This window comes from Ochrobactrum sp. P6BSIII, assembly GCF_014138065.1.
GTDB lineage: Bacteria > Pseudomonadota > Alphaproteobacteria > Rhizobiales > Rhizobiaceae > Brucella.
On sequence record NZ_JACGXB010000005.1, the window covers coordinates 172508 to 186702 of the forward strand.

Sequence of the window (14195 nt, forward strand, 5' to 3'; positions counted from 1 at the left end):
TGACAGTGCCACGATCACGAAAGACCGTTGATCATGTCCGGACGAAAACCGGCCCAGTGGGTTTCACCGGCCACGACGACTGGCACCTGACGATAGCCCAGCCCCGTGACGAGATCGTAAGCGGCCATATCTGCGGAAATGTCGATGACCTGATAATCGATCCCCTGACGGTCGAGGGCACGGGTGGTTGCGGTGCACTGGACGCAAGCGGGTTTGCTATAGACGGTGACGTTCATTTCTTCCTCACTGGATTGGACGCGAGCTGTCAAAGGCACAAGCCATCGGGACAGATGCGCATGAGAGATCGTTCGCGCATGGCACATGCGCGTGAAGGCAGACAAAATCGGGGAACAGTCAGCGATGCATGAGCACCACTGGACCGCGCAAAATCACCTCTGGAAAGGTGGACCTGAACCGAAGGAACAATACAAACTGGACAATGTGTCAGACATGGACTTCACCCCGAAGCTTGTGAGCGGGCATTCGGGGCAGCAATCGGCAAGAAGCACATCTCGCCTTACTGATTGCACACCAACCGGACACCCCGCCCGTGGACGTTCATTGCTCAAGGCAGGTCTCCTGGCTCACGGGTCAGCGCTCTTGTCGGTCTTCCCAGCTTACGCCAGTGACATGATCAACAAGAACTCACCGCTTACAGTTGCGGGGGCAGCTTCGGCTTCGTCTCAACCCTCATGGCAGCGACTCACCGAATTCCCTCTTAGCTTTCGACTCATCGAATCGAAAGAACCTAGAACACTATATATAGTAGACGAAGTTAAAAGACCGTCAACGGATAGTTGGTGAAAAGCGAAAAATCGGCAATCCATTTTGTAATGGTTGTGAAGAACGTGGATAACCGGACTTCAGCGCGCCGGCTTGATCGGCTTCGGGCGAAATTCAGGTTTCAGGGCCTTGAGCGCCATACGATCCACGATTCGCGGTGCGATCAGCTTGAGCCAGCGCCCCAATCGCATTTGCCGCGTCATCAGTACCTCGCGTTTGCGCCTCTGCAAACCATCGAGCATGAGACGCACCGCTTCTTCCACAGACATCATATCGTCTTCACGCACGCCGCTGGTTCCCAGCGCTTCACCACTGGCGCCATAGCCGACCTTGCGAATATCCGTCTTCACAACGCCCGGATAAACAATCGTTACGGAAATACCACTCGGCTCCAGTTCCGAGCGAAGCGCTTCGCAAAATCCGGAAAGCGCGAATTTTGTCCCGCTATAGGCCGAGCGCCCCGGCACGCCGATCAGCCCCGCAACCGATGAAACCACCGCAATCCGTCCTTTGGTCTCGGCGAGGTGAGGAAGTGCGGCATGGATCGGCCAGATGCTGCCAAAATAGTTCAGCTCCATCAGATCGTGCATCCAGTGCAAATCTTCCGGTTTGATTTCCGCGAAATTGGCGTGGGCCGACATGCCCGCATTGACGATCAGCGTGTCGATCCGGCCAAAAGTCGACGCCGCTTTTTCAATCAAGGCAATGCAGGCATTGCGATCTGTAACATCGGTCGGCACAACCAGCACGGTGCTGCCCTCAAGCCGCAATTCTGTTGCTAGTTTTTCAAGCTTTTCGACATTACGCGCAGCCAGAACAAGGGCAGCCCCTGCGCGATCGCGATGCGCAATCTGGCGTGCGGTTTCCGCTCCGATCCCGTCGGACGCGCCCGTTATAATCGTAACATCCATGTCGGTCTCCCTGCCGATAAGATGAACGATTATGCCGTCGAAAACCGCCAGCTGGAACAAGCTATTTTGCTAAAGTCGCGGTTTTCACGAACTGTCGTCAGATTATTTGCCGTCTAACTTTCAGTTCACTTGCGCCGCGTGCAATTGCTGATAGCGACCGCCGGAACGAGCCACCAGCTCGTCATGAACACCCTGTTCGATAATCCGGCCGTCTTCCACCACCACAATCCGGTCTGCATTGACAATGGTTGCAAGCCGGTGCGCGATGACCAGCGTGGTGCGCCCCTGCGAAAGATCGGCAAGCGATTGCTGGATTGCACGTTCGGTTTCGGTATCCAGCGCCGATGTCGCCTCATCGAGGATCAGGATCGGCGGGTTTTTCAGGAAAATACGCGCAATCGCCAGACGCTGTTTCTGGCCGCCCGAAAGCTTGACGCCGCGTTCACCCACAACCGTATCCAAACCGGCAGGCAAGGCGGCAATCACATCGTCGAGACGGGCGCGCCGCGCCGCTTCGAGGATTTCCTCCTCCGAGGCCTCCAGCCTGCCATAAGCGATGTTGTCGCGGATCGTTCCGGCAAACAGGAAGACATCCTGACTGACAATACCGATATTGGACCGCAGCGACTTGAGCGTCATGTCGCGAATATCAATGCCGTCGATGCTGATCGCACCTTCGGTCACTTCATAAAAGCGCGGCAACAGAGAGCAGATCGTGGTCTTGCCAGCGCCAGACGAGCCGACGAAGGCGACCGTTTCACCAGCGCGGATCGACAGGGTCAAATGGGCAAGCAACGGCTTTTCCGAACGGTAGCCGAAGCTGACGTCATTATACTCGATATCGCCATGCAGACGCTGCACGGAAACGGCTTGCGGCCTGTCGGCAATATCCGGCTCTGTATCGAGAAAGGCCGAATAGCGCTGGAAACCGGCAATGCCCTTCGGGTAGCTTTCGATGATCGAATTGATCTTCTCGATGGGCCGGAAGAAAACACCGATGAGCAGCAGGAAACCGACGAAGCCACCTTCTGTCAGCTGGCCGCGCACGACAAACCAGGCGCCCGCGAGCATGACGATAATCTGGACAAAACGCATCGAAAGATAAGACAGCGACATCGAAGCCGCCATGATCTTATAGGCCCGCAATTTGGTCGTCAGATAGTTGCGGTTGCTTTCGGCAAACAGCTTGCGCTCGTGGTCTTCATTCGTGAAGGCCTGCACGACGCGAATGCCGCCTACATTTTCCTCGATACGCGCATTGAACTCGCCGACACGGCCATAAAGTGCATGCCAGTTCGAGGTCATCCGGCTGCCATAGCGGATGCTCACAATCGCCGTCAGCGGAACGACCAGCGCCGTAATCAGCGCCAATGGCACATGAATCCAGAGCATCAAGGCGAAAGCGCCGATCAGCGTCATGACGGCGATGAACAGATCCTCGGGGCCGTGATGGGCCACTTCGCCGATCTCTTCCAGATCCTTGGTCAGCTTTGCGACCAGATGCCCGGTCTTCTGATTGTCGAAGAAACGGAACGACAGTTTTTGCAGATGATCGAATGCTTTGCGCCGCATCTCGGTTTCGATCTTGATCCCGAGCATATGGCCCCAATAGGTCACAATGACCTGCAAACCGGCGTTGAGGAGATAGATCAGAAACAGCCCGGCCACCGCAATGGCAATCAGCCCAAGCTGATTGGTCGGCAGCAGACGATCGATGAACAGTGTCACCGCGACCGGAAAGGCCAACTCCAGCAGGCCAGCAAGGACGGCGCTAGAGAAATCAAGCGCAAACAAGCCCTTGTGCGGTTCATAATAGGCAGCAAAGCGCTTCAGCAAACTGGTCATCAAAATCTCGGCTTACACTTTTGGGGCAGCATTCAAAGGGGTCTGAACACGCGCCCATCCCTAACGACTGTTAGCAAGTTTTTGAATAGCATGGCGTTTATTTTCTCATTATTCGGCCCGATCAACCGATTTGTGATCGTTTAACTCAACTTTACGATGGCTGGCCGCTAGAGATTGGGCAAAAGGCTCATGAGATTCTCGATCAACGGCGAGTGATTGCTCTTCATGGAGGCAAGCGCCAGGCGTGCTGAAAGCGGCTTCCCTTCAATCGGCCTATAGGCCACACCAGCAAGCCTGATCTGTGCAATCGCGGTCGGAACAATCGAAACGCCGAGGTCAGCAGCCACCAGATTGACGACCGATGGCATTTGCGGCGCTTCCTGCGCGACGATCATTTCAAAACCGGCATCACGGCAGGCGGCAACCACATCGTCATAGAGGCTAAGGCCGACAATGCGCGGAAACATAACAAAGGCTTCGTTGGCAAGCGCTGAAACCGGCAAAGTCTCATGCGTCGCCAGCGGATGATGGCTCGGTAAGGCGATCAGCATCGGCTCATCGGCCAAGCGCTTCATGCGCACATCCTTGGGATTTTCGAGGCCGGGACGGATGAAAGCTGCATCCACTTCCCCGCGCACAAGTTTTTCCATCAGGAGACTGGTGTTCATTTCGGTGAGCGTCAGCCGTACCTCCGGCCAGCGGGCACGAAACCGTCGGATCGTTCCGCTCACCACCGGATTGAAGGCCGATGACGCCGTGAAACCCAAGGCCAGACGCCCTGTCTCGCCGCGCGCAGCACTCTGCGCGGCAAGCTTGGCCTTCTCCGCAGCGGCAACTGCCGCCTTCGCTTCCTCACGAAAGGCTGTGCCTGCCGCCGTCAGCTCCGCGCCGTGGGGAACACGATGGAAAAGAGCGACGCCGATTTCATTCTCCAGATCGCGGATCTGCTGGCTCAAGGGCGGCTGACCGATCCCGAGATTTGCCGCAGCGCGCGTAAAATTACCCTCATCGGCAACAGCCAGAAAATATCTCAGGTGGCGCAATTCCATCGGTATATCCAAAACATATCACAATCGTCTGTTCCATATATTAGACAAATGATGCGCCATTGACTAGATCAAGTCTCGGGAGGTTTTGAAAAGGCAAAGTCATGTCCCGCGTCCAAGAACGCAGTCTCGATAGCGTTAGAACACCAGACAGCACCCTCAAGTTGGTCACCGCCCCAACATCACCCGGAGCTCTACCGGAAGAAAAGCACTATCTGGTCAAAGGCACGCCCGCATTCCGCAATGCCAGTGTCGCGCTCTTTCTGTCGGGCTTTGCAACCTTCTCGCTTCTTTACTGTGTACAGCCTTTGATGCCGCTCTTCGCGCATGATTTTAATATCACGCCTGCGGCAAGCTCCCTTTCTCTTTCGGTTTCCACCGGCTTTCTGGCCTTTGCGATTTTCTTTGCGGCAATCGTCTCCGAACGCTTCGGCCGTCGCTCGCTGATGTTTGCCTCCCTGCTCGGCTCAGCGCTTTGCACCATCGCCGCCGCCCTTGTGCCAGACTGGCACATGCTGCTTGCGCTGCGTGCAATGCAGGGCCTTCTGCTGGGCGGTGTTCCGGCGGTCGCGATGACCTATCTTGCCGAGGAAATCGACCCGCGCGGTCTTGGCGCATCCATGGGCCTCTACATCGCGGGCAACGCCTTCGGCGGTATGGCGGGGCGCGTCATCACCGGGACGCTGGCTGAATTCTTCTCCTGGCGTGTCGGCCTTGCAGGCATGGGGCTTCTGGGCCTTGCCGCCGCAATCGGCTTTCTGATGCTGCTGCCCGCCTCGCAGAATTTTACCCCGCGTCCCGGTCTGAATGCGCGGTTTCACCTCAGTGCATGGATCGGCCATATCCGTAATCCGGCCCTGCCGTTGCTGTTCGCCATCGGCTTTCTGGTCATGGGCTCGTTTGTGACGGTCTATAACTATATCGGCTTCCGGCTTGTCGCCGCGCCCTACAGCCTGAGCCAGACGGCGCTCGGCGCCATTTTCTCGGTCTATCTGTTCGGCATCGCCGCATCGTGGATCGCGGGTCGCATGGGCGACAGGCTTGGCCATTTCATTGTGCTTCCCATCGGCTTGGGCATTGAAGCAGCGGGCGTGTTACTGACACTCTTTGCGCCATTGCCGCTGATCATCGTCGGCATCGTGTTTCTCACTGTCGGCTTCTTCGTCAGCCACTCGGTCGCCAGCGCTCTGGTCGGAAGGCTGGCGCTCCACACCAAGGGTCACGCGTCTTCGCTTTACCTCCTGGCCTATTATCTCGGCTCCAGCATTGCGGGATCAGCAGGCGGCATTTTCTGGATCGCGGGCGGCTGGAACGCAGTGACGGAGTTTACCTTCGCCATGCTGGCCATCGCCTTTGTTGCATCGCTTGCCGCAGCGCGTTTTGCCCGTCGGGATTGAAAATGCCTCCCAAATTGCCTAGCAGATGATTTGCCATGCAGCTGTCAGCACCTTGACAGCTGCATGGCAATGAATGGAGGCTGGGGCATGAGCGAATTGGCTGACTGGTTATCGGAAGCGCATCCGGTCAACCGGAAGAACGCCGCCGAAGTCGTGTTCGACGACATACGCTCGGCGATCATATCCGGTCGCCTTCAGGTCGGCACCCGCCTGCCCTCGGAGGCCCGGCTGGCCGACCGGTTCGGCGTGAGCCGCCCCATTGTGCGCGAGGCGCTGCGCTCGCTGCAAACCCTCGGCCTCACCCAGACCCGGACTGGCAGCGGCACCTATATATTGAATGCAACGCCCTCGGCGGAACTCAGCTATGACGGCTATTCCGCGCGCGATCTTATTGAAGCACGTCCCATTATCGAAGTTCCGGCGGCAGGCTGGGCGGCACTTCGTCGAAGCGACGAACAGCTCGCGCAACTGCTTGGGCTTTGCGACAAGATGGACAGCCAGACCGACCCGCATAAATGGGAACTGCTCGATTCCGAGTTTCACAGCGCCATAGCTGTTGCCTCCGGTAATACGCTCTTTGCCAAGATCGTCGCCGATGCCCGCGACGCTCTGGTCCAGCAATCCGAACTCATCAATCTCATGGCAGGTCGCCGTGAAGCATCCAATATCGAACATCGCCGGATTGTCGATGCTATCCAGGCCGGGTCCGAAGCCGACGCCCGGACCGCCATGGAGGCGCATCTGAGCAAAGTTAAAACCGCCGTCAACGCCATCACGGGCAGCAGCAGCTCTTAAGCTCACCCCTTCAAACCGACTGTTTTGCGCAATTGACGGGCCGAAACCCGTCGCGCGACGGCCTGTGGATAATTGTCACCGGGACAATCTTGGGAGACAGACAAAATCGCTATGCGCGAAAGCTGAAAGCTAACGTCTTCTTTTCAAAAAGATATTCCGTTTGCCAGAAAACACAGCTCCTTCCGGCGGACGATCCAGTGCTTGCCGGTGACTTGACGGGTCATTTTCAATATGCGTTAAAGCGCCATAATCTGTCATACAGCTTTACAGATTACCCACCAAATTGGGTGCAATATCACCCTCCCCATTGAATGGCCCGCAGCACGCCCTAGGTGGCGTTTCATGCCGCGAATGGTCTCCGTCGAAACGCGCTCACAGGGAGGAGCAATGTCGATTGAATCCGTAAAAGCCGGTCCGGCTGAACGAGAAATCTTCATCGAAGAGGATAGCGGCTACCACAAGGCCCTGAAGCCTCGGCAAATCCAGATGATCGCGATTGGGGGAGCGATCGGAACGGGGCTTTTCCTCGGCGCTGGCGGGCGACTTGCGCAGGCGGGGCCTGCCCTCGTTTTCGTCTATGCACTTTGCGGCTTCTTCGCCTTTCTGGTTTTGCGCGCGCTGGGCGAGCTGATCATGCATCGGCCAAGCTCGGGATCGTTCGTCTCCTATGCCCGCGAGTTCTACGGCGAAAAGCTGGCCTTCGCGGCTGGCTGGATGTACTGGCTGAACTGGGCGATGACCTCGGTGGCCGATGTGACCGCCGTCGCGCTCTATATGAATTTCTTCAAGCACTATGTTCCCTGGCTGCAGGGGATAGACCAGTGGATGTTTGCGCTCACCGCGCTCCTCATCGTTCTTGCGATGAACCTGATGTCGGTGAAAGTCTTCGGCGAACTGGAATTCTGGTTCAGTCTCGTCAAAGTTCTGTCGCTCGTCACCTTTCTGGTGGTCGGCATTTATTTCGTCGTCTCCGGCACACCGATTGACGGTCATGCCGCCGGTTTCAGCATCATCACTGATAGCGGGGGCTTGTTCCCGAACGGCATATTACCGGCCTTCGTGATCATACAGGGCGTCGTCTTCGCCTATGCCTCCATCGAACTGATCGGCACCACGGCTGGCGAAACTGAAGATCCGCGCAAGGTCATGCCCGGCGCAATCCGCACTGTCGTCTTCCGCCTGCTGGTCTTCTATGTCGGCTCGGTGCTGCTGCTTTCGCTGCTTCTGCCCTACACGGCCTATTCCGCTGGAGAGAGCCCGTTCGTCACCTTCTTCGGCAAGATCGGCGTTGAGGGGGCGGATATCATCATGAACCTTGTGGTGCTGACCGCAGTTCTCTCGTCGCTCAATGCGGGTCTCTATTCCACAGGCCGTATTCTGCATTCGATGGCCATTTCCGGCTCAGCGCCTTCGGCTCTGGCCAAGATGAACAAGAACGGCGTTCCCTTTGTCGGTATCGCAGTCACTGCCGTCGTCACGGTGATCGGCGTTGTCCTCAATGCCTTCGTGCCTTCGGCGGCCTTCGAGATTGCGCTCAATCTCTCTGCGCTTGGCATTATCACTGCATGGGGCGTCATCGTTCTCTGCCAGCTGAAGCTCTGGTATCTGGCGCGGCGCGGTGAGATCGAACGGCCTGATTTCCGGATGTTCGGCGCACCCTATACGGGCATCCTCACGCTGGCTTTTCTGCTCGGTGTTCTGGTTCTGATGGCGTTCGATTATCCGGTCGGTACCATGACCATCGCCTCCTTGCTGATCATCATCCCCGTGCTCATCATGGGATGGTATCTGATGCGCGACCGTATCCATCGACTTGCCGCAGAACGTGCTATAGACGCAAGCACTCTGACCAAGTGAGGAAAACGTGAATACAGCGCCGATCAGGCCCGTGGTGGCGGTCATCGCCACCGGGGGCACCATTGCCAGCAAACGCGGTGAAGACGGTGCGAGCACGCCGACATTATCCGGCGAAGACCTGCTCGCGCTCGTGCCGGATATCGACGCCGATTTGCGCCCCATCGACCTGATGGCGAAAGATTCATCGCTGCTCACGCTGACCGACATGCAACATATCAGCAATGCGGTCGGCGAAGCGCTGGACCATGCTTCCATCGACGGCGTGGTCATCCTGCACGGCACCGACGCCATGGAAGAGACCGCGCTTTTGGTGCAGCTCCAGCACCGGCTTGCAAAGCCGGTCATCTTCACCGGCGCGCAATTTACAGCCGATCATCCGCATGCCGATGGCCCTGCCAATCTTGCTAATGCGGTCGGGCTTGCCATTGACCCCGACAACGCTGCACGCGGCGTATTGATCGCTTTTGGCGGGCGGGTTCTCCCGGCATGGGGCGCCTATAAGGCCAGCAGCGATAACGCCGATGCATTTCATTCGGCACGTGCGCTGGATGTGCTGCCGGATGTGCAGCTTCCGTCAAAAATTGGCGATAGCCGCGTCGATACGGTTGCCATTTATCCCGGCTGCGATGCCATCCATGTTGCGGCAAGTGTTGCAGCAGGCGCGCGCGGCATCGTTCTGGCGGCGCTTGGCTCCGGCAATGCGACTCCGGCAATTGTCGAAGCCGTCAAGCTTTGCACCGAACGGGGCATCCCGGTTGTCGTATCAAGCCGCGTCCCGGAAGGTCTGTTGACGCCGGGCTATGGCGGCGGTGGCGGTGGGCACGATCTTGCTGCGGCAGGTGCAATCCACGCCCGCACACTTCGTCCCGGTCAGGCGCGCATTCTGCTGGCGGCGCTGATCGCCAATGGCAGTCCGAAAGACGCAATCATCCGCGCCTTCAGCGACAACCAATAACCCATATGAAAAGGGCCGGATTGCTCCGGCCCTTTTGTCTTGTTGGAAGATAGATCACTCACCCGGCACAAGATGCGGTGCTTCGATCTTCGCGCCCGAATGCTTGAGCGGACGCTCGCCGCTCAGCTTGCGGATCAGCACATAGAACACCGGCGTCATGAAGATGCCGAAGGCCGTCACGCCGATCATGCCCGCGAAGACCGCGATGCCCATTGCGGAGCGCATTTCTGCACCGGCACCGGTGGATGTAACCAGCGGCACCACGCCCATGATGAAGGCCATGGAGGTCATCAGGATCGGGCGCAGACGCAACCGGCTGGCTTCGACAGCGGCCTGCACCACGCTTCGACCGGAAAGCTCCAGCTCGCGGGCAAATTCCACGATCAGGATCGCGTTCTTCGCCGATAGTCCCACAAGGACTATCAAGCCAATCTGGGTGAAGACGTTGTTGTCACCCCCCGTCAGCCAGACGCCGGTGAGTGCAGCCATGATACCCATCGGAACAATCATGATGATCGACAGGGGTAGAGCAAGGCTTTCATATTGCGCGGCCAGCACAAGGTAGACGAGCAGCAACGCCAGCGGGAAGACGAGGAAGCCTGAATTGCCAGCCAGAATCTGCTGGTAGGTCAGATCGGTCCACTCGAAGGCGATGCCCGGAGGCAAGGTTTCCTGCGCGATCCGTTCGACAGCTGCCTGCGCCTGACCGGACGAGAAGTCGGGGGCCGGATTGCCGTTGATATCGGCAGACAGGAAGCCATTATACCGGATGGCGCGTTCCGCACCCACGGTCTGCTCCACCTTCATCAGCGCCGACAGCGGGATCATCTCGCCCGATTGCGAACGAACCTTTAGCTTGCCGATGTCTTCGGCATGGCTGCGGTAATTCGCATCGGCCTGAATGCGCACGCTGTAGGTGCGTCCGAATGCATTGAAGTCGTTGACATAGAGCGAACCCAGATAGATCTGCAAAGTCTCGAACACATCGGTCACCGCCACACCCAGCTGACGTGCCTTCACACGATCCAGATCGGCATAAAGCTGCGGCACGTTGATCTGGTAGCTCGAATAAAGACCGGCCAGTTCGGGCGTCTGATAGGCCTTGGCGAGAAACGCCTTGGTCGCATCGTCAAGCGCACGGAAGCCAAGCCCGTTGCGATCTTCAAGCTGGAGCTTGAAGCCGCCCGTTGTACCCAGACCCTGCACCGGCGGTGGCGGGAACATGGCAATGAACGCATCTTGAATGGAGCCGAACTTCTGGTTCAGCTGCATGGTGATAGCGCCAGCCGACAGGTCGGGCGTCTTGCGTTCCTCGAATGGCTTCAGCGTGACGAAGACAATGCCTGAATTCGACGAGTTGGTGAAACCATTGATCGAAAGGCCCGGGAAGGCGATGGCATTGGCAACGCCCGGCTGGTCGAGCGCAATATCCGTCATGCGGCGGATGACATCTTCCGAGCGGTCAAGTGTGGCCGCATCCGGCAATTGCGCAAAGCCGATCAGATATTGCTTGTCCTGTGCCGGAACGAAGCCACCGGGCACCGCACGGAACAGAACGAAGGTGACGCCGAGCAGCACGACATAGAGGCCCATCACCAGCGACTTGCGCGAGAGAATTGCGCCCACGCCGCGACCATAGGCATTCGAGCTTGCACCGAAGAAGCGGTTGAAGCCACGGAAGAACCAGCCGAACGCCTTGTCCATGACACGGGTCAGACGATCCTTCGGCGCATCATGACCACGCAGCAACAGGGCTGCGAGAGCAGGCGACAGGGTCAGCGAGTTGAAGGCCGAGATCACCGTCGAGATGGCAATGGTCAGCGCGAACTGGCGATAGAACTGGCCTGTAAGCCCGGTAATAAATGCCAGCGGCACAAAGACCGCAACCAGCACCAGCGCAATCGCGATGATCGGGCCAGACACTTCCTGCATGGCGCGATAGGTCGCTTCAACCGGTGACAGTCCCTGTTCGATATTACGCTCGACATTTTCCACCACCACGATGGCGTCGTCGACGACGATACCGATGGCCAGCACCAGACCGAACAGGCTGAGCGCATTGATGGAGAAGCCGAACATATACATGACCGCGAACGTACCCACGATGGAAACGGGGACCGCGACCAGCGGGATGATCGATGCGCGCCATGTCTGCAAGAACAGAATGACCACGATCACCACCAGAACGATGGCTTCGAGCAGGGTGTGAATAACCGACTCGATAGAGGCTTTCACAAATGCTGTCGTGTCATAGACAATATCGAAATCCACGCCTTCCGGCATGGTCTTCTTCAGATCGGCCATGGCCGCGTGCACATTTTCCGAAATCTGCAAAGCGTTGGAACCTGGCGCCTGAAACACGCCCATGCCAACCGCCTGCTTGTTGTCGAGCAGAGAGCGCAACGAGTAATCCGCAGCACCCATCTCGACGCGGGCAACATCGCCAAGGCGGGTGATTTCGCCTTCGTTACCCGACTTCACGACGATATTGGCGAAGTCTTCCGGTGTCTGAAGACGGCCTTGCGCATTGACGGACAGTTGAAGATCAAGACCGGCCACATTCGGTGAAGCACCGATCACGCCAGCAGCGGCCTGAACATTCTGCTGCCGGATTGCGTTTGCGATATCGCTCGCGGAAAGTCCACGCTCGGCTGCCTTTTGCGGGTCGATCCAGACGCGCATGGAATAATCGCCGCCGCCGAATATCTGCACCTGACCGACACCAGCAATACGCGCGATGCGGTCCTTGACGTTCAAAACGGCATAGTTGCGCAGATAGTTCACGTCATATCGGCCATCGGGCGAGATGAGGTGAACAACCAGCGTGAGGTCGGGCGAGCTTTTGGCTGTAGTAACACCGAGCGTGCGCACCTCTTCCGGCAGGCGCGGTTCGGCCTGCGAGATACGGTTCTGCACAAGCTGCTGCGCCTGATCAGGATCGGTGCCGAGCGCGAAAGTGACAGTCAATGTCATGACGCCGTCGGCTGTCGCCTGGCTCTGCATATAGAGCATGCCTTCAACACCGTTGATCTGTTCTTCAAGCGGTGTGGCGACAGTCTCGGAAATCACGGCAGGGTTGGCACCCGGATATTGTGCGCGCACCACGATCTGTGGTGGCACGACTTCCGGATATTCCGAAATCGGCAGACCTGTCATGCCAATCAGACCGGCCACGAAGATCAGAACCGAAAGAACGCCAGCGAAGACCGGGCGGTCAACGAAGAAGCGTGAGAAGTTCATCTGTTTATCCCCCTTTAGGCGGATGAGCGAAAACTCTCCCGTTCCGCGAAAACATGCGTTCTCGCGGATTGAATAGGCTGAGCTTTTGCGTTTAGCGCGCGTCGTCAGACGCGCCGTTTCAGTTAATTCTTGGCAAGTGTTTCAATGACGGGTTGCGGTGCGACGACCACGCCCGGACGAATGCGCTGCAGGCCGTTGACGACGATGTTTTCGCCAGCCTTCAGGCCGCTTTCGACAATGCGCAAGCCATCATAATTGCGACCGAGCACCACCTGCCGGTATTCAACCTTGTTGTCCGCTCCCACGACGAAGACAAATTTCTTGTCCTGATCGGAGGCAATGGCACGGTCGCTCACCACCAGCTTTTCGTCCGGTTCCGGCTCGCCGAAGCGAATACGCACAAACTGACCGGGAATGAGCTTGCCATCCGGATTGTCGATGGCGGCACGCACACGGATCGTGCCCGTGGTGGCGTCCACTTCATTGTTGATCAACTGGATATGTCCGGAAATCGGCGTGCCATCATCGGCGGCTGTACCAATCTGAACGGGGATACGTTCAATGGCGCTACCGCCCGGCGATGCGGCAAGCTTGGCAAGAGCCTTGGTGACAACCTCTTCATTGGCGCTGAAGCTTGCATAGATCGGATCGACCGACACAAGCGTGGTGAGCACCGGCGAAGCGGAACTGGCGGCAACCAGATTGCCAGCGGTGACTTCCAGACGTCCAACGCGACCAGAAATCGGCGCGCGCACTTCCGTATATTGGAGGTCGAGTTCAGCGGAGCGAAGTGCCGCCTTGGCAGAACGCAGGCTTGCCTGCGCCTCGTCAAAGGCGCTCGACCGCTGGTCCAGCCCGCTCTGGGCGAGCGTGCGGGTGGTTACAAGCTGGCGACCGCGATCCAGTTCCGTCTTCGCCAGCGCCACGCGCGCTTCCTCGGCGGAAACCTGCGCCTTGGCTTTTTCAACCGTTGCCGCATAAGGCTCTGGATCAATGGTGACAAGCAGATCGCCCTGCTTGACCAGCGCTCCTTCACGGAAATGCGCTTTCAGAATAGCACCGCCGACACGCGGGCGAATTTCCACGCGCTCGATTGCCTCAAGGCGACCCGAAAATTCTTCCCAGGTCGAAATGCGGCGGGATTCCGCCTTGGCGACTGAAACCGGCACGGCAGGCGGAGGCGCGGACATGTCCGTCGCTGCGTCCGCCTTCAGATGGGGAGCGCCAAAGAGAATGGCGCCACCGCCAGCTGCAGACAATAGAATACTCAGGCCGGCGCCCCACAGGGCCCGGCGTCCAATGATCGACGTCATGTTGTATCTCCTTGCCGGTCGGAGCCGGCTACATTCTGATCGTCAGAACAAAG

Annotated in this window: 10 protein-coding genes and 1 riboswitch; of the genes, 4 read left to right on the forward strand and 6 right to left on the reverse strand. The window is 57.9% G+C overall.

Features of this window, described 5'->3' with window-relative positions:
- Positions 1-14: 14 nt before the first annotated feature.
- The 4 genes from nrdH to FHW00_RS08995 form a co-directional block, all read right to left on the reverse strand.
- Positions 15-236 carry a glutaredoxin-like protein NrdH gene (nrdH, locus tag FHW00_RS08980; RefSeq protein WP_078338267.1) on the reverse strand — a complete coding sequence of 74 codons (222 nt, stop codon included), beginning with the start codon at positions 234-236 and terminating at the stop codon, positions 15-17.
- Positions 237-552: 316 nt separating this feature from the next.
- A riboswitch (cobalamin riboswitch) is annotated at positions 553-767 on the reverse strand.
- A 96-nt stretch (positions 768-863) separates the two neighbouring features.
- Positions 864-1694 carry an SDR family oxidoreductase gene (locus tag FHW00_RS08985; RefSeq protein ID WP_078338412.1) on the reverse strand — a complete coding sequence of 277 codons (831 nt, stop codon included), beginning with the start codon at positions 1692-1694 and terminating at the stop codon, positions 864-866.
- 120 nt (positions 1695-1814) lie between these two features.
- Positions 1815-3539, reverse strand: coding sequence for an ABC transporter ATP-binding protein (locus FHW00_RS08990; RefSeq protein ID WP_078338266.1), 1725 nt, complete (start codon positions 3537-3539; stop codon positions 1815-1817).
- A gap of 167 nt (positions 3540-3706) precedes the next feature.
- Positions 3707-4588 carry a LysR family transcriptional regulator gene (locus FHW00_RS08995; RefSeq protein ID WP_078338265.1) on the reverse strand — a complete coding sequence of 294 codons (882 nt, stop codon included), beginning with the start codon at positions 4586-4588 and terminating at the stop codon, positions 3707-3709.
- Positions 4589-4689: 101 nt separating this feature from the next.
- Here FHW00_RS08995 and FHW00_RS09000 point away from each other — a divergent pair, with 101 nt between their 5' ends.
- The 4 genes from FHW00_RS09000 (at position 4690) to FHW00_RS09015 (ending at position 9589) form a co-directional block, all read left to right on the forward strand.
- Positions 4690-5982 (forward strand): MFS transporter, encoded by a 1293-nt coding sequence (locus FHW00_RS09000; RefSeq protein ID WP_078338264.1) that lies wholly within the window; start codon positions 4690-4692, stop codon positions 5980-5982.
- A gap of 87 nt (positions 5983-6069) precedes the next feature.
- Entirely contained in the window at positions 6070-6777 is a 708-nt protein-coding gene (locus FHW00_RS09005) for a FadR/GntR family transcriptional regulator (protein ID WP_078338263.1), read from the forward strand.
- A gap of 387 nt (positions 6778-7164) precedes the next feature.
- The gene (locus tag FHW00_RS09010) at positions 7165-8634 is read left to right on the forward strand and encodes an amino acid permease (RefSeq protein WP_113534342.1); all 1470 of its coding nucleotides are present in this window, start codon (positions 7165-7167) and stop codon (positions 8632-8634) included.
- Between the two features lie 7 nt (positions 8635-8641).
- Positions 8642-9589 (forward strand): asparaginase, encoded by a 948-nt coding sequence (locus FHW00_RS09015; protein ID WP_113534341.1) that lies wholly within the window; start codon positions 8642-8644, stop codon positions 9587-9589.
- Positions 9590-9643: 54 nt separating this feature from the next.
- Here the strand turns inward: FHW00_RS09015 and FHW00_RS09020 are convergent, their stop codons facing one another.
- Complete coding sequence (locus tag FHW00_RS09020; RefSeq protein WP_078338262.1) at positions 9644-12829, reverse strand: efflux RND transporter permease subunit; 3186 nt, start codon at positions 12827-12829, stop codon at positions 9644-9646.
- Between the two features lie 122 nt (positions 12830-12951).
- On the reverse strand, positions 12952-14142 hold the full coding sequence (locus FHW00_RS09025; RefSeq protein WP_078338261.1) for an efflux RND transporter periplasmic adaptor subunit: 1191 nt from the start codon (positions 14140-14142) through the stop codon (positions 12952-12954).
- Positions 14143-14195: the final 53 nt, after the last annotated feature.